We start from the raw sequence: 24,812 nt of genomic DNA on the forward strand, positions 1-24,812 counted from the left end.
TTCGAGTCCCGTCCACTCCGCCACTTATTAGAGAAGCCCAAGTCGAAAGACTTGGGCTTTTTTACGTCTGAAGAAAAATAGTTCATACACTTTACTCAACACTAATTTCTCGAATCCTTATTCCTTCTTTGTTTGATTACATCCCTAGCCCTCTAATTAAACATTCGTTTGCTTCAACGGAGTTAGGTCTCTACTGTTCGAGTTCTGATCTGAGTGGCAGTAATAATAATTATTTGTGGTAACTTACTAATCTAACTTCAACCCTCAGGATTGGTCATCTTATGGATTTATCGCGTCGTCGCTTTTTACAAGGTTCACTAGCTGTTGCAAGTTGTGCAATATTACCGGCTTGTAGTATCCAGCAATCAAAAGACGAATCTGGGCGTTATGTTTATGACTTAACAGCAGAACCGGCGTCGGCGGAAATCGTTCCTGGATTTTCTACGAACGTTCTTGGTTTCAATGGGCAGATACCAGCGCCGACCATTCGCTGTCGTCAGGGAGAAAAAGTCACTATTCGTTTTACCAATCGGCTGAATGAACCTACGACGATTCACTGGCATGGTCTACGAATCCCTATTGGCATGGACGGAGTACCATTCTTAAGCCAACCCCCAATAATGCCCGGCGAAACTTTTATTTATGAATTCACACCACCGGATGCCGGTACCTTTTGGTATCACCCACATGTGAATAGCATTGTGCAACTTGGAATGGGGTTAGTAGGAGTTATTATTGTCGAGGAGTCGACCCCAGTTATCTTCGATGAAGAGCATGAGCTCGTCTTAAAGCACTGGCATTTAGATCAGCAGGGTAACTGGAAGGATTTGATGATCCCTCGCTATAGTGCGCGTATGGGGACTCCAGGAGAGTGGGGGGCGGTGAATGGTGTCCATCACCCTCAATATGAGCTTAAAGCTCGAGCGACGACACGTCTTCGCATAGCTAATGTCGATAATACAATTACTTATCCTATTGCAGTTGAAGGAGCAGAAGCATGGATCGTTGCAATCGATGGCAATCCAGTAGCGACACCGCGCCTTTTAACGCAGCATAAAATCGGTCCTGGCATGCGCGTGGATCTGGCTCTTATTGCTCCAGAACCTGGTAGTGTGGTGACAATTCAACAAATGAAAGGGAAGTTCCCATTTAAACTTTGTGAATTCGTGTGTATTGACTCTACTTTGCCTCAATCACCTACATTACCGAAGCTTCCTCTTAACCCGGTTCCTAATCTCGATCTGGATAACGCCATTGAGTTAGATTTTGTTTTTGAGTGGGAGGGGGCGGTTACCCCTGCGAGTAAATCAGGTAAAGCGACTCCTAAGTTCTGGCTTATGAACAAACGGGCTTGGGAAGGGATGAGTAAAGATAATATTCCCGAACCGTTGGCTAAATTGGATTTGGGAAAGACGTACATATTTGATTTAAGGAATGTGACTCAGTATCACCATCCTATTCACTTACACGGTCATACTTTTACTGTTTTAGAGATGGACGGAAAAATCCTTGAAGAGCCATTTCATACCGATACCGTGTTACTTGGCAAAAATGGTCGGGCTAAAGCCGCGTTCGTTGCCGATAACCCTGGTCGGTGGATGTATCACTGCCACGTTATCGAACATATGAAAACTGGGTTAATGGGGTATGTGGAAGTAAGTTAAAAGTGACTCCTGTAACTTTTTAAATTTGAGTCCTTTTTGGATGTCAGCTCTAAGTGAATTTTTGACTAATTATTTAAGATCAAAGGAATTTGGCTATAACTGCGTTTACAATAGCGCAAAACTATTGTTGGGAAGAATCATGGGACAATTTTCAATTCTGGGCTTTATCGCCTTAGGTGGCGCATTTGGCGCTTGTTCACGTTATTTGATTTCTGAATTTTGTGTATCGTTATTTGGCCGAGGTTTCCCTTATGGAACATTGACGGTAAATGTCGTCGGCTCACTAATGATGGGACTCTTGGTCGCCGCATTTGAAAATGGTTCCTTAGCGACTGAGCCTTGGAGGCAGATCATTGGTCTCGGTTTCCTTGGTGCTTTGACTACATTTTCAACGTTCTCAATGGATAATGTATTGTTGTTGCAACAAGGTGCCTTTTTTAAAATGGGACTGAATGTTCTGCTCAATGTTGTCCTGAGTATTTCGGCTGCGTGGGTCGGATTTCAGTTGATGATTAAGTCGTGAATAATAAATAAACAATTTTTTTACAAATAGGCTTGGTAATTCCAAGCCTATTTTTTATAATGACAAAACTTGTCGGAGTGCCATATGGCTGAGACCGTTAACTCGGGATCCGTTGAACCTGATCAGGCTAATACCTGCGAAGGGAACAAGAGAAGATATCTAACCGAATTTCTTATTGGTTATCCTATCATCAGATCATTGCTGTCTTTCGGCAATCGATCCCTCTTGTAGCATCAATCCGTCAAGCATTTTTATCCAAAGTAACCTTTTTCTATAATAACAAGGCAAGGAAAAATGCTATGTCGAGTCGTAAACAAGCAAGACTGGAAGCGAAACAATTTATAGATTCTCTATCCGTTCAACCATACCCAAACTCTACCAAAACCTATATTGAAGGCTCTCGTCCTGATATACAGGTTCCTGTTCGCGAAATCTCATTAGCTGATAGCTTAATCGGTGGAACTAAAGATGCGCCTATCTTTGAGCCGAATGAGCCTATTCATGTCTATGACACTTCTGGTTTCTATACCGACCCTAACCATGAAATTGATTTATACAATGGTTTACCAAAACTTCGTGAACAGTGGATTGAAGAGCGCGCGGATACTGAATTGCTCGATGAAGTAAGCTCGGTCTACACCAAAGAGCGTCTAGAAGATGAAACGCTAGATGAATTACGCTACGGAAACCTTCCTCGAATTCGTCGCGCTAAAGGCTCACAATGCGTTACTCAATTGCATTACGCTCGTCAGGGAATCATCACACCTGAAATGGAGTATATTGCCATTCGCGAAAATATGGGTCGCCAAAAGTTCGCAGATGAGCAGCTGAATCATCAGCATCCTGGCCATGGTTTTGGTGCAAATTTACCTAAAGAAATTACTCCTGAGTTCGTCCGTAAAGAAGTTGCGGAAGGACGCGCAATTATCCCTTCGAACATCAATCACCCAGAATCTGAGCCAATGATTATTGGTCGTAATTTCTTAGTGAAGGTAAACGCGAACATTGGTAACTCTTCAGTGAGTTCTTCAATTGAAGAAGAAGTCGAGAAGCTAGTCTGGTCGACACGCTGGGGTGGCGATACCGTGATGGACTTGTCGACTGGTCGTAATATCCATGAAACTCGAGAGTGGATTCTACGTAACAGCCCTGTACCAATTGGTACCGTGCCGATGTATCAAGCGCTAGAAAAGGTTAACGGTGTCGCAGAGAATTTAAACTGGGAAGTGATGCGTGACACCCTGATAGAGCAAGCAGAGCAGGGTGTGGATTACTTTACGATTCATGCGGGTCTGTTGCTCCGCTACGTCCCAATGACGGCGAAACGTGTGACGGGAATTGTCTCTCGTGGTGGTTCAATCATCGCGAAATGGTGTCTTGCACACCACCAAGAAAGCTTCTTATACACACACTTTAGAGAAATCTGTGAGATCTGTGCTAAGTATGATGTTGCTCTATCTTTGGGGGATGGTTTACGCCCTGGCTCAATAGCAGATGCAAATGATGAAGCACAATTTGCTGAATTGAGAACTTTAGGTGAGTTGACAAAAGTTGCTTGGGAATACGATGTTCAAGTAATTATCGAAGGCCCTGGCCACGTTCCTATGCACATGATTAAAGAGAACATGGACGAGCAGTTAGAGCACTGTCATGAAGCTCCTTTCTATACGCTTGGCCCGTTAACGACGGACATTGCTCCTGGCTATGACCACATCACTTCTGGTATTGGTGCTGCGATGATTGGTTGGTATGGCTGTGCGATGCTTTGTTACGTGACCCCGAAAGAGCACTTAGGGTTGCCGAATAAAGAAGATGTTAAGACCGGCCTAATCACTTACAAACTTGCTGCCCACGCCGCTGACTTAGCTAAAGGCCACCCTGGGGCGCAAATTCGTGATAACGCTTTGTCTAAAGCTCGTTTTGAGTTCCGTTGGGAAGACCAATTTAATCTTGCTTTAGACCCTGATACTGCGCGCAGTTTCCATGATGAAACCTTGCCTCAAGAATCTGGGAAAGTTGCTCATTTCTGTTCCATGTGCGGTCCTAAATTCTGCTCGATGAAGATCTCCCAGGAAGTGCGTGAGTACGCGAAAGACTCGGAGCAAGTTGCGGCAGATCAGGCGATAGAAATCAAAATGCTGGATAACCCACTTGAAGGTATGCGTCAGAAGTCTCAAGAGTTTAGAGAAACAGGATCAGAACTTTATCACCCTGCAGTTTCAGAGAAAGAAGCGCAGCTAGAGGACTAAACAGTGAAGATATTGATCCCTGCTCATTCAATTGAGCTAACGGGAGAGGTTCAACGCTGTTTATTGATTGCAGAGCATCAAGGCTTTGACATCAAAAGCATTGAGTTGGGTGTCAGCCCAACTCATTACTTCTCTCTTATTGCTGACCGTCAATCTTTGGATATCGCTGATTGCCAATATCTCGAAGAATCGGAGAACGCTTCGATTGAGTTGTTTTTGGATTATTCAGGGAATGGCACCACGAGCCAATTGGCGACACAGCTGCAAGCGAACCCAAACTTAGTTGCTATTGGTGTAGAAGAAGCGCACTCGCAATTTGATATTTGGTCTCATCTTGGTGTCAATCGAGCTCTTTCCATTGATCCGCTATTAAAGGGTGATTTTAGCAAAGAGAAACACCTTGCTTGGCTGCTGACTTGCTTAGCCTTAGATTTCCCTATTGAAGACAGCTTAGTTTTGGCTCGCGCTGCATGCAGTGTTTCACGTGAAACATGGCCAAACGATTTTCGTCAGTTCCCAACCCCGGTACTAGAACATAAGCGATTAGGAATACAAGTTGGTTGGACGGTTGAAGGGCAAGAGCTAGCCTCGCCTGTGCTTAAAAAAAGCAGTTTAGGTTTATATCCCGTCGTTGATTCAGCGGATTGGATTGAAAAGCTATTACGTTTAGGCATTAAGACCACTCAATTGCGAATCAAAGACCCACATAGAGAGGATTTGGAGCAACAGGTCATTCGGGCTATTGAGCTAGGCCGTGAATATAACGCGCAAGTCTACATCAACGATTATTGGCAACTCGCGGTTAAACATGGTGCATTTGGCGTTCATTTAGGTCAGGAAGATATAGAAGAGTCCAACCTAAGTGCTCTGAGTCACGCTAATGTCAGGTTAGGCCTGTCAACTCATGGCTATTATGAGTTGCTTCGAATCGTTCAAGTGAAACCAAGTTATATCGCCCTTGGTCATATCTTTCCGACTACGACTAAAGAAATGCCGTCGCGTCCACAAGGGTTGGTTCGGCTTGCACTCTATCAAAAGCTGATCGATACCATTCCATATTCCGGATCAGAAGTTGGTTTTCCAACGGTGGCGATTGGCGGGATAGATCAGGAAACAGCGCCTTTAGTGTGGAAGTGTGGAGTGAGCAGCTTGGCAGTGGTCAGAGCCATCACTTTGTCTGAATCTCCTCAAACGGTTATTAAAGAGTTTGGTCAAATCATGAGTGCGCGTGTGATTGAGCTTCCTGTAAAGGAATGCACGCATGCTTAATGATGACACATTCTTACGGTATCAAAGACAAATCAGCCTTGAAGAATTTGGTGAGATTGGACAATCGAGACTTTTGCAAAGTCATGTACTGCTTGTTGGTTGTGGCGGGTTGGGAAGTGCAGCCGCGCTTTATCTCGCTTCTTCTGGTGTGGGAAAACTTGTCGTCGTTGACGATGATGAGGTCGATTTAAGTAACCTTCAAAGGCAGGTCGTCTATCGCGAAGCCGATATTACGAAGGGGAAAGCTGTTGCCATGGCTAGCCAACTTGGTGAGTTAAACCCTGACAGTAAAGTCAGAACGATTCCACGTCGAATGAGTGATAGTCAACTTGAATTAGAGGTGATGCTTGCAGATATCGTTCTTGATTGCAGTGATAACTTCGCTACTCGCCAACAAGTAAACCGAGCTTGCTTTGCACAAGATACACCTTTGATCTCCGCTTCAGCAATTGGTTGGAAGGGGCAGTTTATGGTGTTCGATTTCCCCAACCAACAAAGTTGTTATCGATGCCTTATTCCATTTGAAAATGTCGAACAAGAAACGCGATGTAGTGACTCTGGCATTGTTGGGCCAGTTGTTGGGGTGATGGGGAACTTGCAGGCACTGTCTACCATACAAAAATTGGCGACAGGCGAGTTTCTTTCCGATACCACGCAACTCAAGATTTTTGATGGTAAGAGTCTGAATTGGACTAGTTTGGCAATGACTCAGGATTCAGATTGCCCTGTGTGCGCTCAACGCGATGCTGAAATTCAACCTATTAAGGAAGGGGCAAAATGAGCTCAATCTCTATAAAAATTAACGAGCAACTAGAAACGGTTTCTTCGACCTCTACATTGGCCGATATCATCCACATGCTGTCGCTACCCGAACTAGGGTGTGTATTTGCGATTAATAATGTCGTTATTCCAAAGTCCAACTGGACATCTCAACAACTTAATGACGGCGATGCTATTTCACTTTTCCAAGCTATTGCCGGGGGCTAACTATGTTAAAAATAGCAGATAAGACATTCCAATCTCGATTGTTTACCGGAACGGGTAAGTTCGCGAATAAAGAACTGATGGCAGCTTCAATAAAACAATCTGGTTCTCAACTGGCAACGATGGCATTAAAGCGTGTCGATATTCACTCTACTGATGATGACATATTGAAGCCAATCGTTGACGCGGACGTTGACCTATTACCGAATACTTCTGGGGCCAAAAATGCTCAAGACGCGATCTTCGCTGCGCATCTTGCTCGTGAGGCTCTTGGGACAAACTGGGTAAAGCTAGAGATTCACCCCGACCCGAAATATCTGATGCCAGATCCTATTGAAACGCTGAAAGCGGCAGAGCAGTTGGTTAAGGACGGTTTTGTCGTCATGCCATATTGCCATGCGGACCCTGTTTTGTGTAAGCGCTTAGAGGAGGTAGGTTGTGCCGTGGTTATGCCTTTAGGTGCGCCAATTGGTTCAAATAAAGGACTCGTTTCTGAAGACTTTTTAGAAATCATTATCGATCAAGCGAATGTGCCGGTTGTGGTGGATGCGGGTATCGGTGCGCCTTCTCATGCAGCCAAAGCCATGGAAATGGGCGCGGATGCTGTGCTTGTGAATACTGCTATTGCGGCTTCTCCTGATCCTGTCCAAATGGCAGTGGCTTTTAAAATGGCCGTTGAGAGTGGGCGAATTGCTTATGAATCAGGCCTAGCTGGCCGAGTATCTCACGCGGTTGCATCTAGTCCGCTTACTTCATTTCTGGACAAATAGGGGGTGAAATGAGCTTTATTGAAGAGTTTAATAAACTCGATTGGGACGACGTAAGTTTGTCGATTTACAGTAAGACATCGGTAGACGTCGAGCGTGCATTGAACAAATCGAAACGCAACCTTGAAGACTTCAAAGCATTAATCTCTCCGGCGGCAGAGCCGTACTTAGAGCAAATGGCGCAGCAGTCCCTAGCCGCAACGAGGAAGAGATTCGGCAATACCATCTCTTTGTATATCCCATTATACCTTTCTAACTTGTGTGCTAACGCCTGTACCTATTGTGGCTTTTCAATGGAGAACCGAATTAAGCGACGCACGCTAAATACGGATGAAATCAAAGCCGAGATTTCTGCTATTAAAAAGATGAAGTTTGATAACATTCTTTTGGTGACTGGTGAGCATGAAACCAAAGTTGGGATGAACTACTTTCGTCAGGCTTTACCTGTGATCAAAGAGCAGTTTAACTATTTGGCGATGGAGGTTCAGCCTCTAAATCAGAACGAGTATGCCGAGCTCAAGACATTGGGGTTGGATGCGGTCATGGTTTACCAAGAGACGTATCATCCTCGGACCTATGCTGAGCATCACCTACGAGGGAATAAAACTGACTTTGAGTATCGCTTGGAAACGCCAGATCGATTGGCTAAAGCAGGCATCGACAAAATTGGTATTGGTGCGTTGATCGGTTTGGAAGAGTGGAGGGCGGATTGCTTCTATGTCGCAGCGCACTTGCAATATCTTGAAAGAACTTATTGGCAAACCAGATACTCGATTTCATTCCCACGCCTAAGGCCTTGTGAAGGTGGTCTTCAGCCTAAGTCCATTATGTCCGATAAGCAGTTAGTTCAACTGATTTGTGCGTATCGTTTGTTGAATCCAGAAGTTGAGTTATCGCTCTCAACCCGAGAGTCGGCTACATTCCGAGATAATGTATTGCCGTTAGGTGTCACCAGTATGTCTGCCGCATCTAAGACACAGCCAGGTGGGTATGCACTTGAAGAGCAAGAGTTAGAGCAGTTTGAGATCAGTGATGAGCGCAGTGCTCAATCCATCGAAAGTATGATTCGTCAGCGTGGTTTTGACCCTGTGTGGAAAGATTGGCACAGCGTTTATTCCGGGTAAATATTGATGTTTCACGTGGAACATAATCGTTCGCGATAAAAAACGGCTACCTAATGGTAGCCGTTTGTCATTGGAGTTATGAGTAGGATAAAGGAGAGGTTGCTTGTTGTAGCCAATCAAGCGCAGCCCCATTCACTAACGGACTCACTTCGTTATATACCGTTTGATGATACTCATTTAGCCATGCTAGCTCTGGTCGAGTTAGCATATCTACATTGATGTTGCGCTTATCAATAGGGCATCGAGTTAGTGATTCGAACGTGAGAACAGGGAAGTCGCCGTTTGTTTGTTTCTCTACGACTAATTCAAGGTTTTCAATTCGAATACCAAACTCGTCGGCACGGTAATAACCTGGTTCATTAGAAAGAACCATGCCTTTTACTAGAGGCACATTGATCAACTTCTTAGAAATACTTTGAGGCCCTTCGTGAACACTTAAGAAGTGACCAACACCATGACCGGTGCCGTGGTCGTAATCGTAACCTTCAGCCCATAAGTGCTGACGAGCTAGAATATCGATTTGGAATCCACATGTTCCTTTAGGGAAGCGTGCACGGGCGATACCGATATGGCCTTTTAATGCTAAGGTAAATTGCTTAATCATTTCATCGGTCGGTTGACCAATAGCAATGGTACGAGTGATATCGGTCGTACCATCTAGGTATTGGCCACCTGAATCGACAAGGTAAAGTGTGTTTAACTCTAGCTTACCTGGCTCTGGTTGGTTTTCGTGATTGTAATGGCACATTGCTGCATTACCACCGGCTGCAGAAATGGTATCAAAGCTTAAATCAACGAGTGTGGAATCTTGCTCGCGGAAGCTTTGAAGTTTGTCTGACAAGAATGCCTCATCATGAAGTGCACCTTGCGAAACTTCAGAGTCAAGCCAAGATAAGAAGTTGACCATCGCTGCACCATCGCGAATGTGACACGCTTTCATGCCTGCAATCTCGACGTCATTCTTAGCCGCTTTTGGCATTAAACACGGATCGGCTGACTCGATAATCTCAGCCCCTGCGTTTTGCAAAACTAACGTATACCATGCATTGCTGGTTGCTGAATCAACGGTCACGCGTTTACCTGACAATGAACGTAGCGACGATTCAAGCTCTGATGGATCACGGACGATAATACCCTCACCAGTGTGCTCTGCAAAATCTGCAGGAACTCGATTTGGTTCTAGGAAGAATTCCACATTATTGTTAGCGTGGATGATCGCATTAGAAAGCACGACCGGTAGGCGAGACACATCTAAACCACGAATATTCAAAAGCCAGCAGATAGAATCCAGCTCAGTTAAAACCGCCGCATCGGCTTCTTTTGCCGTAAGTAGGTTCGCGATCTCGGTACGTTTGCTTGCACATGATTGACCGACAGCCTCCGTTGGCATTAGTCGAACATCCGATACGATTGGAGACGGACGGTCATCCCATAGTTGGTCAATAGGGTTGCTAGTTAATGTTGCTAGTTCCAGTTTACCAGTAAGCTGGGTTTGCGCGCCTTTCAGCCAAGCGGCTGTGTGCATGCGAGGGTCATAAGCAACCTTTGCACCTTGTGGCAATGTTTGAACTAACCAATCTAACGAAGGTTCTTCAATAAGGTGACGATATTCAAAGACGCTTTCAGGAACTTGCTTACGCACTTGAACGGTATAACGACCATCAACAAAAATTGCAGCAGACTCTTTCGTGATCACTGCGGCACCCGCTGAGCCGGTAAAGCCTGTCAACCAATGAAGACGTTCATTATGAGCGGGAACGTACTCACCTAAATACTCATCTTCGTGAGGAACGATAAGTGCATCGTAGTGATTAGTTTCAAGCCAAGCTCGTACCGCTTGTACGCGGTCAGCAGTAATAGTGTGCATCAGTGTCATATCCTTGTTGTTGATGTTCAAATTCGCCTAAAAGTATCGCGGCGAATGAATGGCAGATACGCTATCTCTTTTAAGCGAAAGCTGCAAATTATGAACATCATTTTTACCTGAGATGTAGTGTTTTTTCTTTGATGATATTTCGCAACCAAGTTAAAGCTGGGTCATTCTCTCTGTCTCTATGCCAGAATAAAGTATATGCCATTGGCGGAAAATCGAGAGGTAAAGGTAACACCACCAGATCGAGCTGCTTGGCCACCAAATGCGTAAAATGGCTTGGTGCAGTAAACACGAAATCTGTGTACGTACATAGGCTAGCAGCACTATTAAAGTCCGGAACGGAGATAGCGATATCGCGTTGTTTTCCAATGTCTGCAAGTTTGTAATCTAGGAGCCAGCGATCGTTGCCGTCGCAGCGAACTTGAACATGGCGTTGATTCAAATAAGTCGTTAAGTTCCAATTTTCCGTTAATGCCGGGTGCTCTTTACGCAGTACGCACATCTGTGCATCCCGATAGATCTCTTGTTCACAAATATCCTCTGGGGGAAGCATCGTGAGTTTGGCATCGTTGATATCAATATCTTTACCGGTAAGCCCGAGATCCAATTCGCCAAGCTGAAGCTGCTTGAAGGTTTGCTCTGACCAAGCATGGGTGCTGATATTCACTTTAGGGGCTTGCTGGAATATGGCAGGAAGAAAGTGAGGCAATATTAATGGATAGACACTTTCAACGGCCGCGATATGAAAACGATGTTCACTTTCTCTGGGGGTAAAGGTTTCCGGCTGAGTCAGAACTTCGAGTTGGTTGATCAACACTTCTAACTTGGGCTTCAAAAAAAGTGCTTTGGGAGTTGGGCGTAATCCATGAGCATTGCGTGTGAATAGGGGATCATCGAATTGTTCACGCAGCTTAGCCAAAGACTTGCTGACGGCAGATTGGCTTAAACAGAGCCTGTGAGCAGTACGAGTCACGCTAAGCTCTTCTAGTAAAACTTGTAAACAAACCAACAAGTTTAAATCAATTCGCGACAGTTTCTCGAGATTCATAGTACTTTTCCAAAATGGAATAATGGTAATGAGTATATGCCATTTCTATTCATATCTATATGCCAGTATGATTGCCGCTCATTCAGTAATTTTGGAGTTTCTTGTGTCTGCCACTATGCCTCAATCAAACAGTAAATTTCAGGTGGCTTTGCTAGCTATGTTGGTATTATTCAGTCCGTTGGCGATTGATATTTATCTACCTGCGCTTCCACAGATTTCGTCAGCGTTTCACGTGGAACATGCACTCGCACAAGATACGATTACATGGTTTCTATTTGCTATGGGTGTAGGGCAATTATTTGCTGGCCCTTTGGCAGATAAACTTGGACGTCGAACCGTTGCATTAGGAGGGATCTTCATCTACGCATTGAGTGCTTGCTTGGCGTGGGCCGCTCAATCTATTGAATGGATGTTGGTTGCTCGGTTGCTGCAAGGCTTAGGAGCTTGTGCGACTTCTGTAGCGGCTTTTGCAACGGTTCGCGATCTATTTGGCCCAGAGAAAAGTGGCAAAATGATCAGCTACTTGAATGGCGCGATTTGTTTCATTCCAGCTTTAGCACCTATCTTAGGCAGCTGGCTCACTCAACAATTTGGTTGGAGAAGTAACTTCAGCTTTATGGCCGGCTTTGCTGTGGTAGTTGGTACCTTGATGCTGGTATTCATGAAAGAGACCAACCCTGCAACTGAGAAACAGGCTGTGTTTAAATTCGAGCGCTACTGGTCTGTGATTAGCACGCCTTCATTCTTGTTCCACGCATCACTTTGTATGATGGCGATGGCGGTGATCCTGGCGTATGTGACATCCACTCCAGTGGTATTGATGGAGAAGCTTGGCTTGAGTATGAATGAGTTTACATACTGGTTCGGCTTGAATGCGGTCATTAACATTGTTTCGGCTTTCACAGCGCCAAAGTTCATGGAAAAATTTGGTACGCATAAAACGCTTGTTGTGGGTATTGGTACTTTAGGCTTGGCAGGCATAGTGATGTTCATTATGGCTGAGCAACAAAGCGCGATGGCGTTCATGGTGCCAATCTTCATGTCGTCAGTCGGATTTGCTTGGATTCTTGGCGCTGCGGCAGGCAAAGCTCTTGAACCATTTGGTGACCGTGCAGGAACGGCGGCTGCGTTATTAGGTCTGTTTCAGATGAGTGGTTCTGGCTTGTTAGTAGGAACAATGCAGCGTATCGGTTTAGAGCCCCAGTATATGATTGCATTGCAAATGTGGATAATCGTCCCAGCTCTGCTTGTACTTTTTGCAAAGGTTGGTCGCAGTTGGCATGGGGTTGTGGCTAAAGCATAATTGTTGGGTAAATATTCAAAAATACGGTTTTCCCAAAAGGTAAACAAGTGTATATTTGTCGCTCAAATAATTGTGATTTTCGCAACGGAATATAACTGTAATGTCATTAACAACCTACGAAATGGCTCGCGTCTTAGAGCAAATGGAAGATGCACCAGAAAAGGTCATGTTTGGTAAATTGCTTAATGAGTTAGGCAACCAAAGTGAAGAGCGTATTCGCAGCGCTGCAAAGCAGGTTCCTTTAGCAACGCTAAGAGATATTGTTTATCAATTTCAGCGTGTGATTGAATCCCGTAAGGGTGAGCAAGTGCAGCAGTTAGCAAAAGAGCTCGCTGATCAGGGTATTTCAGTTGAAGAGCTACAAGCATTCCTAAATAAGTAGTTCGCAAGAATTTCAAAACGCCACTCAATTGAGTGGCGTTTTTGTTTTAGGTGACGGTATAAACTAGGGATTATTCTGTTACTTTCGACTTTATAAGCTTGTCAGCTGAAAAAGGTCCAGCCCCCCAAACCACAACAATTAAAATCATTAATCCCCATAGCTGATGGTCATAAAACCCTTGTTCCCATAACACGGGGTAAGAGACGACGGCAATAATATTGAAAACAAACAATATTGCGGCCATGGGTCTGGTGAGTAATCCTAAGGCCAAAAATACGGGCAGGATGAGTTCGGCTGCTGTGCCCACATAAGCGGCTAACTCCCAAGGCAGGAGGGGGACTTGGTATTCGAGTTCGAATAAGTAGAGCGTACTATCCCAAGAGGCGATTTTTACTAATCCTGAGTTGAAAAATATCCACGCAACCCAGAGGCGACAGAATAACAGTAAGACAGGTGTGAATAATGTTTGTGCTTGGGTAACGATACTGTCGTAAGTGGTGATCAAAGAACGTATTCCGTTAGAGTTCATGGAAGCCTCCTTAAGATTCATGAATTGAAAAGCCAGCAATCACATCTAACTCGATGAGAGCGTTTAAATGGGTCAATAACTCGGGATCAATTGCACCAAGAGGAAGTTTCTGTGCAAGGCAGCTAAGTACCTCAAAGCAAGGTGCGTTGATGATTTGAGTTTCTAGAGAGCCATCTTGTTGATGCCGTACAAATCCTGATTCCGGTCGATGAATATCGAGTCCTTCAAGATGCCCAGATTGAATCGCTTGTCGTAACGTATAGAGAGCGAAATTGGATTGAAACAAAACGATATGGCTGCTTAAGAAGAAAACCAGCTGGCTATGTTGGGACTCATCGACATTCGGTAGTGCGGCGAGTGGCTGAACCGACTCCGGATGTGTTCTGGTGAGTTGGTCGTGGGTTGAATCAAAACACCATTCAAATGTGGCCACATCCGGCAAATAAGGCGCGGCTTCAGTGACGCTGGAAACCTGTTCTATCGTTTGCTCAAAGCCTTTGCCGTAGGTGGTGATGTCGCCACTGGTGGGCGGAAAGGCGAGTGCGTGTTGGCGCGCGAGTTGCTCGAAGCAAGCTTCTCCAACTAAAGCTTCGCACAAAGGGTAAGTGGCTCTAAGCACGTCAATCACACTAATGACAAAGTTGTTGCGGTAGATCTGAATGCGCTGCTCTGAGGTAAAGTGGTCACTGACGATATGGCAAAGCTCGCCCTGATTTTGGTAACGAAGTGCTTGACCAAATTGTTGCTGAACATCGGCAAGTGAATAAGTCATGACACTTTCCTCGTCGACGACTCGATATCGAGCAAGATTTGACTTGCCTTACGGGCTTCGCCCATTAGCACTTGTGGTTCAGGAATATCTAAATCCCACTCTATGAGTGTATGGCGGGCGCCATGTCGCTGCGTCCAAGTTTGAAACATTTGCCAGACTTCTTCGCTGACTGGCTTGCTGTGGGTATCGATCCAGATTTCCCCTTGTTCTAGCTGCTTGATGGTAAAACCTGCCAAATGTATTTCATCCACTTTGTCCGCAGGAATGCCTTCAAGGTAATGCGCCGTATCAAAACCATGATTGAATGCGGAAACGTGAATATTATTGAAGTCGAGTAATAATCGGCAGTCCGTTCGACGCTGTACTTCCGCTAAAAATTCCCACTCCGAAATTGTCGAATGCTCGAACTTGAGATAGCTCGAAGGGTTTTCAATCAGTAAAGGGCGACCTAAATAATCCTGAACGGTCATGACGTTTCGACAAAAGACTTCAAGGGCTTCCTCTGTGTATGGCAGCGGTAACAAATCATTGAAATAGTGACCACCGGTTTGACTCCAACTTAAATGGTCAGAAACCAAAAACGGATCAACATCATCAATGAGCTGTTTGAGTTGTGATAGGTGAAATTGACTAACAGGTTCAACGGATCCTAAAGACAAGCCAATGCCGTGGCAGCTGATTTGATAATCATGTCGTATGGTTTCTAGCTGGCAGCGCGAGATTGATTGAGCTTGAAAATAGTTTTCACTATGAATTTCTAACCAGGTAAGTTGCGGTTGAGACTGGCCAAAATATTCGAGGTGTGGAGTTCGCAATCCTACTCCGACCTTGTCATGAAAAAGGGGATGGTTCACATGTGACTCCCATTAGCACTAATGATAAAAGTAGGTGAGCCTTGTTGGCAGCGGCTCACCTTCATTTAGAATTATTGGATGTGGTTAAGATGACTGAGTACTACCACCCGCTAATTTGCCACATAAGCCTTTTGGCACGACAACGAATGCATCGCTCTGGCTATCTTCTTTCGCTGTGCCTGCACAAGAGCTTGATTTTGTTGCACAGTCATTTTTTCCTGCTTTTGCTACGCCGTAGCATTTTTCTTTTGCTGCCGCTTCAGCTGGAGCGGATGTTAGGGCAGTACCGCCGAAAGCGATTAGGCTAGTAATAGCAGCAGTTACAGCAAGGTTAGATTTTTTCATAGTCGCGTTCCTCTAGACTTTATTTTCTTATTTAGTTCGCAAGTTAATTACTTGTTAAATATCAACTTGCTTATAAAAAAGGATAGGAAAAGCTATATAAAAATTTCATTTAATTTCGGATAAATATAAATACGACGCATGAAATGCGCATAACTTACTGATAATTAATCATAAAGTTCCTGTCTTTTTTTGTTGTGATATTTATGAACTGGTAGGGTTGTTTAGGTTATAATCAACTTTTATGTATAAATACCCAGTAGTGAGCATTCCATGATCGATCCTTCACTTTTACTCGATGGCCTCAACGATAAACAAAGAGAGGCTGTTGCTGCCCCATTAGAGAACCTTCTGATATTAGCGGGTGCAGGGAGTGGTAAAACTCGAGTTTTAGTACATCGTATAGCGTGGCTACAAACCGTCGAGCAGGCGTCTCCGTTTTCGATCATGTCCGTGACGTTCACGAATAAAGCGGCAGCAGAAATGCGCGGCCGTATCGAAGAACTGATGATGGGCAGCTCTTCCGGTATGTGGAACGGGACCTTCCATGGGATATGTCACCGTATTCTTCGAGCTCACTACTTAGATGCAAAACTGCCTGAAGACTTTCAGATCATCGATTCTGATGACCAAATTCGCTTGTTACGCCGTTTAATCAAAGCGCAAAACTTAGACGAGAAACAGTGGCCGGCGAAGCAAGCATCATGGTGGATCAACGGCAAAAAAGATGAAGGACTGCGTCCGAAGCATATTGATGCTTACCACGATCCGGTGACGCAAACTTGGTTAAAGATTTATTCGGCTTATCAAGAAGCCTGTGACCGTGCTGGGTTAGTGGATTTCGCCGAGATCTTATTAAGAGCGCATGAATTGCTTCGAGATAAAGTCCATATTCGCGAGCATTATCAAGCCCGCTTTAAACACATCTTGGTTGATGAGTTTCAAGATACCAACAATATTCAATACGCATGGCTACGTATGATGGCGGGCCCTGAATGTCGTGTGATGATCGTTGGAGACGACGACCAATCTATCTACGGTTGGCGTGGTGCAAAAATTGAAAACATCCAGAAATTCTTAGATGAATTCCCGGGTGCATCTACGATTCGTCTAGAACAAAACTACCGTTCAACCAAAACCATTCTGCAAGCGGCGAATGAACTGATCTCCAATAACACTGAGCGTATGGGTAAAGAGTTATGGACGGATGGTCAAGAGGGTGAGCAGATTTCGGTGTACTCGGCTTACAACGAGTTAGATGAAGCGCGCTTTACGGTTAGTAAGATCAAAGAGTGGCAGGAAAAGGGCGGTGCACTGAACGACACTGCAATGCTTTATCGTAACAATGCTCAGTCTCGTGTACTGGAAGAAGCCTTAATTCAAGGTGGCTTGCCTTACCGAATCTATGGCGGCATGCGATTCTTCGAGCGACAAGAGATTAAAGATGCACTGAGTTACCTGCGTTTGATGAGTAACCGCAATGATGATGCGGCGTTTGAGCGTGTCGTGAACACACCAACGCGTGGCTTAGGTGACAAAACCTTAGAAACGATTCGTTTTGCGGCGCGAGATCGTGGCGCCACTATGTGGCAGGCGAGTGTCGCTCTATTGGAAGAGCAAGTTCTCGCTGGCCGAGCTGCGGGTGCGTTAGGTCGCTTTATTGAATTAGTGAATGCGCTCGAAGATGACACGCTTGAGTTACCTTTGCACGAGCAAACTGACCATGTGATCAAATCTTCAGGCTTGTTTGCCATGTATGAACAAGAGAAAGGCGAAAAGTCTAAGGCTCGCATCGAAAACTTGGAAGAACTTGTTACGGCAACGCGTCAGTTTGAAAAGCCGGAAGAAGCCGATGAAATGAGTATGCTGATTGCTTTCTTAACTCATGCAGCATTAGAAGCGGGTGAAGGTCAGGCTGATGAGTTTGATGATGCGGTGCAGCTAATGACATTACACAGTGCTAAAGGCCTAGAGTTTCCAATGGTGTTCATGGTGGGTGTCGAAGAAGGCATGTTCCCAAGCCAGATGTCTGCCGAAGAAGCGGGGCGTTTGGAAGAAGAGCGTCGCCTATGTTACGTAGGCATGACACGTGCGATGGAGAAACTGTACATCACTTACGCAGAGATGCGTCGTTTGTATGGACAAGACAAGTACCACAAACCATCACGCTTTATTCGTGAGTTGCCAGAAACCTGTCTGGATGAAGTTCGTATGAAAGCGCAGGTTAGTCGCCCTGCGAGCAGTGGTCGCTTTAGCCAAACTGCAGTCAAAGAGAACTTTAATGAAACAGGCTTTAGCTTAGGTTCTCGTGTGAAGCACCCTAAATTTGGTGAAGGTACGATTATCAACTTTGAAGGAAGTGGTCCACAGAGCCGAGTGCAAGTGGCGTTTAATGGTGAAGGGATTAAGTGGTTAGTGACAGCTTATGCTCGTTTAGAGCAACTCTAATCTGTTACTCCAGAGCCTCAAAACCATTCAAGGTTAAAAACACAAAGAGCAGCCAATGGCTGCTCTTTTTTATTGCGTATCGCCTAGGCGATCGCAATAGATTATTGGCTGGAAGGGAGCTTACAGCGCAGCCAGTGCTGCTTCGTAGTTTGGCTCTTCAGTGATCTCGGCAACCAACTCGCTATGTGTTACCACACCTTTTTCATCAACAACAACAACCGCACGTGTTGTCAGGCCTGCTAGTGGGCCTTCAGCAATTGCTACGCCGTAGTCAGATGCGAACTCAGGTGAGCGGAAAGTCGAAGCGTGTTGAACGCCTTCAATGCCTTCAAGCTCACAGAAGCGGCCCGCAGCAAACGGTAGGTCCGCAGAAATACAAACAACAACCGTGTTCTCAAGCTCTGCCGCTTTTGCGTTGAACGTACGTACGCTCGTCGCACAAGTTGCTGTGTCGATGCTTGGGAAGATGTTTAGAACTACTTTCTTGCCTTCAAGAGAAGCAAGTGTCAGTTCAGAAAGATCGCCTGCAGTTAGTGCAAAGCTTGGTGCCTGCTCGCCAGTTTGTGGGAATGTGCCAGATAGCGGTACAGCTGCTCCTTTGAAGGTAACGTGTGACATGAATTTGTCCTTAGTTTAATCATGGTTATGAAACTAGTTGAGCCTAGTAAGGCTTACGTTACTCGGAAGCGGTTAAGAAGTGAATGGTTTAAATGTCAGAATTGTAATTAAGTTGAAGCGTTTCTTAGATTCGAGGAAGGGGGAAAACATCAATCGATAAGAGGCAGATAAAGAAAAACCCCGAGAGCTTGCGCTCATCGGGGTCTATAGTCTTACTCGCAGCAATCCGGCTACTAAGTGTGCTCCATGCATCAAATCCATGATAGTGTGCTGTTATCCTTCAGCGTATTCCTTTCGTCGCCTTCCTAGCGGTGTCCTTGATCTTATCCTGATCTGCCAACAATCCTCGTTAGCGCGCGTCACTTGTTCCTTGAGCGGTGTCCTTTACATCATCCTGATGTTCAGTCCTTTCCTCGTCCAGAGGTGTCCATTGTCTTTCCTTAGTAGCAACCATCCTAGTTACTATTGCGTCCATTCAATGTCCATTCGCTTTCCATGCCGATTATTCATCCTGAGTAATCGAATCTTCATCCTGAAGATAACCAAGTCCGTGGTATTTCCTGTTCCGTGTCAGCATCCTTCCGACACCATTCATATTACGCCTCTCTAATTTATCAGCAATGGCGCTATGTCAAATTTCTACATATTTATTTGTATATAATTTATACAACTTTACTAAATTCAATGGTTTATAGTATTGTGTTGTTTGTTTTCTTAACTAAATATCGATATTTACTCACTAGCTTGTAAGAGATCTCTTACAAGCTAGTGAGTAAAATGGGCAATTTGGTGCTTATTCGCCTATTGCCATGCCTTCCCTTCTTGGGTCTGCCGCGCCTTCTAGTCCGTCTTTTGTTATGCGAATAGCGTGTAAGCCAGAGTTAAGGTCGCGAATGTTGACCTCAAAACCCATCTTTTCTAACTCAGGTTTGAAGTTTTCTGCCGAGGTACCTTTTTCCAAATCTAATGTGCCGAATCGATTTAGGAAATGAGGGTGGTTGATGGCTTGCTGAATATCCATGTCCCACTGGGTATGAGCAATAATGGCTTGCGCCACATAGCCAATGATACGGCTGCCGCCTGGCGAACCAATTGCCATGTACGGTTTATCATTTTGCATGATGATGGTTGGTGCCATCGAAGAGCGTGGACGCTTGCCCGGTTCAAGTCGGTTCGCGATAGGCTTGCCGTTGTTGTGGGTCTTGAATGAGAAATCCGTTAGCTCGTTGTTGAGTAGGAAGCCTCTCACCATCAAACGCGAGCCAAAGGCATTCTCAATAGTGGTGGTCATCGAAACGACATTGCCGTCGCCATCGACAATATTGAAGTGGCTGGTGGAAGGGAGTTCAATCGATACATCTTGGCTTTGCAGCATGGCGTGATCCCACGGTGGCGTACCAGAAGGTGCACTTTCTAATGCCTTGCCTGCGGTAATTAATTGGGCGCGTTCTTGCAAATAGTCAGTATTGACTAACCCTTGGGTTGGCATTGGTACGTAATCTTGGTCTGCCATGTACATGCCTCGGTCAGCAAACGCTAGGCGAGAAGCGTCTGCTAACACCTGCCAAGATTTAGCGTCGTTTGGTCCCCACGTTTTAAGGTCAAACTGCTCAGTCATCGCTAAAATTTGGCCAACAGTTAATGCACCAGAGCTTGGTGGCCCCATGCCACAAATATCGTAACCCTCATAAGCAGAACACACCGGTTCGCGTTGTTTGATTGAATAGGCGTCGAAGTCTTTTTGCGCCAATACGCCAGGGTTACCTTTGGCGGTTTGTACCGTGTTGATGATGTCGGCAGAAATCTCACCTTGGTAGAACGCCTTAGCACCATCTTTTGAAATAGCGTTTAACGTTGCGGCGTATTCTGGGTTTTTTAGGAGCGAGCCAGCAGTTTTCGGGCTGCCATCGGCATTAAAGAAGTAGGCTTTGGTGGTGGAATAGCGGCTGAGCCGTTCTTGGTCGTTTGCGATTAAGGTGGCTAAACGTGGGCTGATGGTAAAGCCTTTCTCTGCCAGTTGAGCAATAGGCTTGATCAGCGATGCCCATTCTAACTTGCCGTATTTCTGGTGAGTGTCCCACAACAATTGCACCGTGCCCGGTGTAGCAACAGAGCGACCACCAACCACGGCATCATAAAACTTAAGCGGTTGACCGTTTTCGTCCTGGAATAGACGTGGTGTCGCATCAAGTGGTGCGGTTTCACGGCCATCGTAGGTTTTAAGCTGTTTGTCTTTTCCATCAAAATAAACAAGGAAGGCGCCACCGCCAATACCGGATGACTGTGGCTCAACCAAGCCAAGCATCAGCTGCACTGCAACCATGGCATCAATCGCGTTACCACCACGAGCAAGTACATCGGTACCGGCTTGGGTTGCCAGAGGGTTGGCTGCGGTAACCATCCAATCGTTAGCTTTAACGAGTTGCTTGGTTTCTAAACCACTACTTTGTTCGGGAGCGACGGAATCGGCAGCTTGATTTGCCCAACTGACGTGAGAGGCAAAAAGTAGGGTAGAAGTGGCGAGGGTTGTTAGTTTTGTTTTCCACTGCATGATCTTCTCCTTTTAATATGCAGAGCTAGATTGGCAGTGGAATTAAGAGATAGCCAGGGTGCTGTTAATGAAATGTAATCTTGATTCGAAATTAAAATATCAGAGCAGAGAGCGATTGCCACAAAATGCTGGCGCCAATAAAGCTAAATAAGACGCCACATAAACCATCTATATACACAGTTGCATCGTGTAATTTTCTTTGCAGCGTTTTGGTGGAGAGCATCCACGCAAGTAATGCGAACCAAAACAGCGATAGGCTCCATAAGATAAGTAGCGCAAGCCCTTTGCCGGAAAGCGACATATCAGCAGGCACTAAGCTTGACATCAGGCTCACGAAAAACACGAGTGCTTTTGGGTTGAGTATGTTGGTTGCAAAGCCTTTGGAAAAAGCTTCTCGCTTATTTTTTAAAATGAGATCTTTAGAATCGGTTGGTAACGCTTCGTCATCATGAGTATGAATGGTCTGCCAGGTGGATTTCAGTGCACCGATACCCAAATACAGTAAGTAGCTGCCTCCGGCAAGTTGCATCAACGCAAAAAAGGTAGGTTGCTGGTGGACGAGGTAACTGATTCCGGTCAAGCTCAGTAATGAATGCAGCAAGATCCCGAAAGATAGACCGAGCGCAATGTATAGGCCGGTTTGACGACCGTGGCGAGTTGCGTTTTGAACCACGAGGGCAAAGTCAGGGCCTGGGCTCATCAAAGCAATAAAATGGATAGACGCAAGAGTAACTAATATGGTGACTTCATTCATCGTCGTGTCTCAATGTAAGATTTGAGCGTAGCTTACCGCGAATTTCCTACGCTCAATTGTAAATAATCAACAATCAGTTAATTTGTGATGGCGGAACACCAAATGTATTTTTGAACGCTTTCGAGAAGTGGGCTTGGTCATAAAACCCGACTTGATGAGCCACGTCAGTACCACACGCGCCAGACTGAATTAACTTCATTCCTTGTTCCATTCTTAAACGGCTAAACCACGCATAGGGTGTTATCCCCATCTTGTTTTTAAAGTGGCGTTGGAATTGTGTCGGCGTTAAGTCACACAAACTCGATAGTTGCTCTAGTCTCACCGGCTGATCTAAGTGCGCCATTAAATACTCTTTGATGCGTTGTACGGATTGATTACCTAGTTGGACATCGGATTTGGATCGGAATTCAGCGTAACGATCGATCATATGGCTAAATCCTTCAAATGGCAGGCAATCTAGTGCTAATTGGCTGGAGTTTTGCTGAGCAAGCAGGTCGTGAAGGTTACGTAATTGTGAAAATATGATGGGATCCGAGATGATCAGCTCTGAAAAGCTCAAAGAGTGGGCTTTTTGAGTAGGATCTAAGAGATCCTGAAACCAGTTTGGAGAGACGGAAAACACACTCACTTCGTAGCCAGAATCGAACTTTGAGTGCCCATCATGCAGTTCATCAGGCGGCATGATGACCACTTGTCCTGTGCCTACGTGATGACTGCTCCCTTTATGGGCAAATTTTTGCTCGCCATGCGTGATCAGCCCGATATGAAAGTCCAAATGGTAGTGACGCTGAAAGGCAAACTCTTGATAGCGAGCTTGGATCAGATTGATATCTTGGCTAGGGCTTGTGTAGTAGTGGACTTTATCCATGAGGCGAACAGTCTGATTAAATTATCATCGATTTAGTCAGCTTATCGCTCTCTTTATAAATTGTCTTGTAAAAAACGATCACTCTTAGCAAATGGATCATAAAACTAGAGTGATCGTTTCGCTGTTAGCCTCCAATGACGTGCAGTTCTTGGAAGTTATTCCAAGTCACAAGTGAAGTGGCGGTATCGTTATTTCCGTTGGTGGTAATCCGAATAAAGTTCACTTGAGAGCGTTGAATCGCTTGCTCCAATAGTCCAGTGCTGGTACCTGGCGTGGTGACTTGGGCCACCAGTTCATAGTCAACACCGTTATTACTGGTTTCGATATCAAAGAAGTACTGCCTCACATCTCCTTTGGCTTGAGAGTAGAGGAGTTTTGCCACGTAAGCAGTTTGTGCAAGCTCGATGGTGTATTGGATACCTAACCCTTTCGCGGTCCATTTACTGGCAGGATCGCCATCAATTGCCATCTCAGGAGTGTGGTCGACACGGGTTTGGGTTGCACTAACCCGCAAAATGTCGATTTCACGGTCTTGCCCTTCGCCAGTGTAGTTACCGAGTACCCCTAAATAGCGGCTATTGAAAGGGTTGCTATTGCTCGGGTGTAGGGCTGGGAAAATCGCATCCACCCCATTTTCGCTTAAGCCCATCCAGCGACATAGTGTGGCGGCAAGCTGTTCGGAAGATTGAGTCGGAATAAACTTGTTTCCCCATGCATCCTCTCCATCTTTGATGAATTGTGGGTATTGTCCGTAACTGAGCTGACCGTTCACTGGGTTACCCATTACCAATTGGTTACTTCCCCAACCATGATCGGTTCCTGCTTTGCTGTTGTTTTCGACTGTTCGCCCGAAGTCAGACATTGTGAAGCTGACGACGTTGTTATCTAACCCGACCGGCGCTAAAGACTGATGGAAGGCACTCATGGCCAAATCAATGGTTTCCAGTAGCCCATCGTGCTTGGGTCTTTGATTGCTGTGATTATCAAATCCGCCAAGACTCACAAAGAATACCTGTCGACTATGCCCAAGCTGAGTGGCCGCTTGCATCATTCTTTTGACCATTCGCAATTGGCGTCCAAGAGACGAGTTTGGGATTGAGGTATCTTCTGGGTAGGAGTCGATCACGGCAGTGAGCTCGGTCTGGAAGTCCAATACGCCTTTCAATCGGCGGTTATATTCACGTTTAAACTCAGAGCCGTAAGGATTTTCAACCATGGCGGTGAATTTGGTATTTACCGAATTTGAGTGGCTGAGGGCGTCCATCGCTTTGACACCGCTTGAAGATATCGAGATATCTTTTGAAGTCGCTCCGACAAGTAGCTCATTCCCTGAAAAAGACAGGGAATCAGATACGGTTGCACTTTCATTGCCAAGAACATCCATCATCAAACCAGCCCATCCATAAGGGTGATAGCCATCGCCTCCCCAACTGGATTGCCATGCGGCTTGCTGTTTGTTGTGTGCTCCTAAATTTGAAGGCTTGAGCACATCGTATAGGTTCGATTTCGTTACCGGCTCGACAAGGGTGCCAATGTTCACTAAGGCAGCGGCATTACCTTGTGCCATCATGTTGGCGATGTTTGGCATGCTGCCATTGATTGCTAGAGTCTCGCCAGATTCGGTATTGGGAATGGGAATCGCGTCATTAACAGGTAAGTGAATGTCGGGCCGAGCTGCTGCATATTGGGCGTGGCGGTCGGCGTCGGTAGGGATAATCATGTTGAAGGAGTCGTTGCCTCCGTGGAGGAACAGACACACCAATGCTTTGTAGTCGCCTTGTTCATTGGCGAAGGTTTTACTTACAGGAATCGATAGTGAAAGGGGAACGACACCTGAAAGTGCTGTGCCAGACGCTCGTTTTAAAAAACTTCTACGTGTAATCGACATAC

The 24,812-nt window shown here is 45.4% G+C and carries 22 protein-coding genes and 1 riboswitch; of the genes, 11 read left to right on the forward strand and 11 right to left on the reverse strand.

Annotation, left to right across the window (positions count from 1 at the left end; all coding sequences use genetic code 11):
- Window positions 1–281: 281 nt before the first annotated feature.
- The 8 genes from ACHUFI_RS21410 to thiH all read left to right on the forward strand — a co-directional run bounded on the left by ACHUFI_RS21410 (window position 282) and on the right by thiH (window position 8,580).
- Complete coding sequence (locus tag ACHUFI_RS21410) at window positions 282–1,664, forward strand: multicopper oxidase domain-containing protein (RefSeq protein ID WP_394252892.1); 1,383 nt, start codon at window positions 282–284, stop codon at window positions 1,662–1,664.
- A 139-nt stretch (window positions 1,665–1,803) separates the two neighbouring features.
- The gene (gene crcB / locus ACHUFI_RS21415) at window positions 1,804–2,187 is read left to right on the forward strand and encodes a fluoride efflux transporter CrcB (RefSeq protein WP_394252894.1); all 384 of its coding nucleotides are present in this window, start codon (window positions 1,804–1,806) and stop codon (window positions 2,185–2,187) included.
- A gap of 63 nt (window positions 2,188–2,250) precedes the next feature.
- Window positions 2,251–2,349, forward strand: a riboswitch (TPP riboswitch).
- Window positions 2,350–2,486: 137 nt separating this feature from the next.
- Complete coding sequence (gene thiC, locus ACHUFI_RS21420) at window positions 2,487–4,436, forward strand: phosphomethylpyrimidine synthase ThiC (protein ID WP_394252896.1); 1,950 nt, start codon at window positions 2,487–2,489, stop codon at window positions 4,434–4,436.
- Between the two features lie 3 nt (window positions 4,437–4,439).
- Window positions 4,440–5,705 (forward strand): thiamine phosphate synthase, encoded by a 1,266-nt coding sequence (locus ACHUFI_RS21425; RefSeq protein WP_394252898.1) that lies wholly within the window; start codon window positions 4,440–4,442, stop codon window positions 5,703–5,705.
- Window positions 5,698–6,486 (forward strand): HesA/MoeB/ThiF family protein, encoded by a 789-nt coding sequence (locus ACHUFI_RS21430; RefSeq protein ID WP_394252900.1) that lies wholly within the window; start codon window positions 5,698–5,700, stop codon window positions 6,484–6,486. The genes ACHUFI_RS21425 and ACHUFI_RS21430 overlap by 8 nt, the downstream gene beginning before the upstream one ends.
- Window positions 6,483–6,692: a sulfur carrier protein ThiS gene (thiS, locus tag ACHUFI_RS21435; protein ID WP_394252902.1), complete on the forward strand. Its 210-nt coding sequence runs from the start codon at window positions 6,483–6,485 to the stop codon at window positions 6,690–6,692. Before ACHUFI_RS21430 ends, thiS begins: the two co-directional genes overlap by 4 nt.
- 2 nt (window positions 6,693–6,694) lie before the next feature.
- Window positions 6,695–7,459, forward strand: a complete 765-nt coding sequence (locus ACHUFI_RS21440) for a thiazole synthase (RefSeq protein ID WP_394252904.1) — start codon at window positions 6,695–6,697, stop codon at window positions 7,457–7,459.
- Window positions 7,460–7,467: 8 nt separating this feature from the next.
- Entirely contained in the window at window positions 7,468–8,580 is a 1,113-nt protein-coding gene (gene thiH, locus ACHUFI_RS21445) for a 2-iminoacetate synthase ThiH (protein ID WP_394252906.1), read from the forward strand.
- Window positions 8,581–8,656: 76 nt separating this feature from the next.
- Here thiH and ACHUFI_RS21450 read toward each other — a convergent pair whose 3' ends face one another.
- Together ACHUFI_RS21450 and ACHUFI_RS21455 are read right to left on the reverse strand one after the other, a co-directional pair.
- A complete protein-coding gene (locus tag ACHUFI_RS21450) occupies window positions 8,657–10,447 on the reverse strand; it encodes an aminopeptidase P family protein (RefSeq protein ID WP_394252908.1) in 1,791 nt (596 codons plus the stop codon).
- A 112-nt stretch (window positions 10,448–10,559) separates the two neighbouring features.
- On the reverse strand, window positions 10,560–11,501 hold the full coding sequence (locus ACHUFI_RS21455; RefSeq protein ID WP_394252910.1) for a LysR substrate-binding domain-containing protein: 942 nt from the start codon (window positions 11,499–11,501) through the stop codon (window positions 10,560–10,562).
- 115 nt (window positions 11,502–11,616) lie between these two features.
- Between ACHUFI_RS21455 and ACHUFI_RS21460 the strand changes: the two genes are divergently transcribed.
- On the forward strand, window positions 11,617–12,804 hold the full coding sequence (locus ACHUFI_RS21460) for a multidrug effflux MFS transporter (protein ID WP_394252955.1): 1,188 nt from the start codon (window positions 11,617–11,619) through the stop codon (window positions 12,802–12,804).
- Window positions 12,805–12,904: 100 nt separating this feature from the next.
- Window positions 12,905–13,186 carry an H-NS-like global regulator TsrA gene (tsrA, locus tag ACHUFI_RS21465; protein ID WP_394252912.1) on the forward strand — a complete coding sequence of 94 codons (282 nt, stop codon included), beginning with the start codon at window positions 12,905–12,907 and terminating at the stop codon, window positions 13,184–13,186.
- A 70-nt stretch (window positions 13,187–13,256) separates the two neighbouring features.
- Here tsrA and ACHUFI_RS21470 read toward each other — a convergent pair whose 3' ends face one another.
- The 4 genes from ACHUFI_RS21470 to bufA1 all read right to left on the reverse strand — a co-directional run bounded on the left by ACHUFI_RS21470 (window position 13,257) and on the right by bufA1 (window position 15,686).
- Window positions 13,257–13,715 (reverse strand): DoxX family protein, encoded by a 459-nt coding sequence (locus ACHUFI_RS21470; RefSeq protein ID WP_394252914.1) that lies wholly within the window; start codon window positions 13,713–13,715, stop codon window positions 13,257–13,259.
- A gap of 10 nt (window positions 13,716–13,725) precedes the next feature.
- Window positions 13,726–14,487, reverse strand: coding sequence for an HvfC/BufC N-terminal domain-containing protein (locus ACHUFI_RS21475; RefSeq protein ID WP_394252916.1), 762 nt, complete (start codon window positions 14,485–14,487; stop codon window positions 13,726–13,728).
- Window positions 14,484–15,341 (reverse strand): MNIO family bufferin maturase, encoded by an 858-nt coding sequence (bufB, locus tag ACHUFI_RS21480; protein ID WP_394252918.1) that lies wholly within the window; start codon window positions 15,339–15,341, stop codon window positions 14,484–14,486. The genes ACHUFI_RS21475 and bufB overlap by 4 nt, the downstream gene beginning before the upstream one ends.
- 84 nt (window positions 15,342–15,425) lie before the next feature.
- On the reverse strand, window positions 15,426–15,686 hold the full coding sequence (bufA1, locus tag ACHUFI_RS21485; RefSeq protein WP_394252920.1) for a BufA1 family periplasmic bufferin-type metallophore: 261 nt from the start codon (window positions 15,684–15,686) through the stop codon (window positions 15,426–15,428).
- Between the two features lie 270 nt (window positions 15,687–15,956).
- Between bufA1 and uvrD the strand changes: the two genes are divergently transcribed.
- Window positions 15,957–18,131, forward strand: coding sequence for a DNA helicase II (uvrD, locus tag ACHUFI_RS21490; protein ID WP_394252922.1), 2,175 nt, complete (start codon window positions 15,957–15,959; stop codon window positions 18,129–18,131).
- 120 nt (window positions 18,132–18,251) lie between these two features.
- Here uvrD and tpx read toward each other — a convergent pair whose 3' ends face one another.
- The 5 genes from tpx to ACHUFI_RS21515 all read right to left on the reverse strand — a co-directional run bounded on the left by tpx (window position 18,252) and on the right by ACHUFI_RS21515 (window position 24,810).
- Complete coding sequence (gene tpx, locus ACHUFI_RS21495) at window positions 18,252–18,749, reverse strand: thiol peroxidase (protein ID WP_394252924.1); 498 nt, start codon at window positions 18,747–18,749, stop codon at window positions 18,252–18,254.
- 793 nt (window positions 18,750–19,542) lie between these two features.
- Window positions 19,543–21,300 (reverse strand): gamma-glutamyltransferase, encoded by a 1,758-nt coding sequence (ggt, locus tag ACHUFI_RS21500; protein ID WP_394252926.1) that lies wholly within the window; start codon window positions 21,298–21,300, stop codon window positions 19,543–19,545.
- 91 nt (window positions 21,301–21,391) lie between these two features.
- Complete coding sequence (locus ACHUFI_RS21505; protein WP_394252928.1) at window positions 21,392–22,054, reverse strand: LysE family translocator; 663 nt, start codon at window positions 22,052–22,054, stop codon at window positions 21,392–21,394.
- Window positions 22,055–22,127: 73 nt separating this feature from the next.
- Window positions 22,128–22,922 (reverse strand): AraC family transcriptional regulator, encoded by a 795-nt coding sequence (locus tag ACHUFI_RS21510; protein ID WP_394252930.1) that lies wholly within the window; start codon window positions 22,920–22,922, stop codon window positions 22,128–22,130.
- Between the two features lie 124 nt (window positions 22,923–23,046).
- Window positions 23,047–24,810, reverse strand: coding sequence for a DUF1501 domain-containing protein (locus tag ACHUFI_RS21515; RefSeq protein ID WP_394252932.1), 1,764 nt, complete (start codon window positions 24,808–24,810; stop codon window positions 23,047–23,049).
- Window positions 24,811–24,812: the final 2 nt, after the last annotated feature.

It is taken from the genome of Vibrio profundi (assembly GCF_043642225.1).
GTDB lineage: Bacteria > Pseudomonadota > Gammaproteobacteria > Enterobacterales > Vibrionaceae > Vibrio > Vibrio profundi_A.

Coding starts and splice junctions, on each gene's coding strand:
- ACHUFI_RS21410 (WP_394252892.1), top strand. CDS start 282: ATGGATTTATCGCGTCGTCGCTTTTTACAAGGTTCACTAGCTGTTGCA.
- crcB (WP_394252894.1), top strand. CDS start 1,804: ATGGGACAATTTTCAATTCTGGGCTTTATCGCCTTAGGTGGCGCATTT.
- thiC (WP_394252896.1), top strand. CDS start 2,487: ATGTCGAGTCGTAAACAAGCAAGACTGGAAGCGAAACAATTTATAGAT.
- ACHUFI_RS21430 (WP_394252900.1), top strand. CDS start 5,698: ATGCTTAATGATGACACATTCTTACGGTATCAAAGACAAATCAGCCTT.
- thiS (WP_394252902.1), top strand. CDS start 6,483: ATGAGCTCAATCTCTATAAAAATTAACGAGCAACTAGAAACGGTTTCT.
- ACHUFI_RS21440 (WP_394252904.1), top strand. CDS start 6,695: ATGTTAAAAATAGCAGATAAGACATTCCAATCTCGATTGTTTACCGGA.
- thiH (WP_394252906.1), top strand. CDS start 7,468: ATGAGCTTTATTGAAGAGTTTAATAAACTCGATTGGGACGACGTAAGT.
- ACHUFI_RS21450 (WP_394252908.1), bottom strand. CDS start 10,447: ATGCACACTATTACTGCTGACCGCGTACAAGCGGTACGAGCTTGGCTT.
- ACHUFI_RS21455 (WP_394252910.1), bottom strand. CDS start 11,501: ATGAATCTCGAGAAACTGTCGCGAATTGATTTAAACTTGTTGGTTTGT.
- ACHUFI_RS21460 (WP_394252955.1), top strand. CDS start 11,617: ATGCCTCAATCAAACAGTAAATTTCAGGTGGCTTTGCTAGCTATGTTG.
- tsrA (WP_394252912.1), top strand. CDS start 12,905: ATGTCATTAACAACCTACGAAATGGCTCGCGTCTTAGAGCAAATGGAA.
- ACHUFI_RS21470 (WP_394252914.1), bottom strand. CDS start 13,715: ATGAACTCTAACGGAATACGTTCTTTGATCACCACTTACGACAGTATC.
- ACHUFI_RS21475 (WP_394252916.1), bottom strand. CDS start 14,487: ATGACTTATTCACTTGCCGATGTTCAGCAACAATTTGGTCAAGCACTT.
- bufA1 (WP_394252920.1), bottom strand. CDS start 15,686: ATGAAAAAATCTAACCTTGCTGTAACTGCTGCTATTACTAGCCTAATC.
- uvrD (WP_394252922.1), top strand. CDS start 15,957: ATGATCGATCCTTCACTTTTACTCGATGGCCTCAACGATAAACAAAGA.
- tpx (WP_394252924.1), bottom strand. CDS start 18,749: ATGTCACACGTTACCTTCAAAGGAGCAGCTGTACCGCTATCTGGCACA.
- ggt (WP_394252926.1), bottom strand. CDS start 21,300: ATGCAGTGGAAAACAAAACTAACAACCCTCGCCACTTCTACCCTACTT.
- ACHUFI_RS21505 (WP_394252928.1), bottom strand. CDS start 22,054: ATGAATGAAGTCACCATATTAGTTACTCTTGCGTCTATCCATTTTATT.
- ACHUFI_RS21510 (WP_394252930.1), bottom strand. CDS start 22,922: ATGGATAAAGTCCACTACTACACAAGCCCTAGCCAAGATATCAATCTG.
- ACHUFI_RS21515 (WP_394252932.1), bottom strand. CDS start 24,810: ATGTCGATTACACGTAGAAGTTTTTTAAAACGAGCGTCTGGCACAGCA.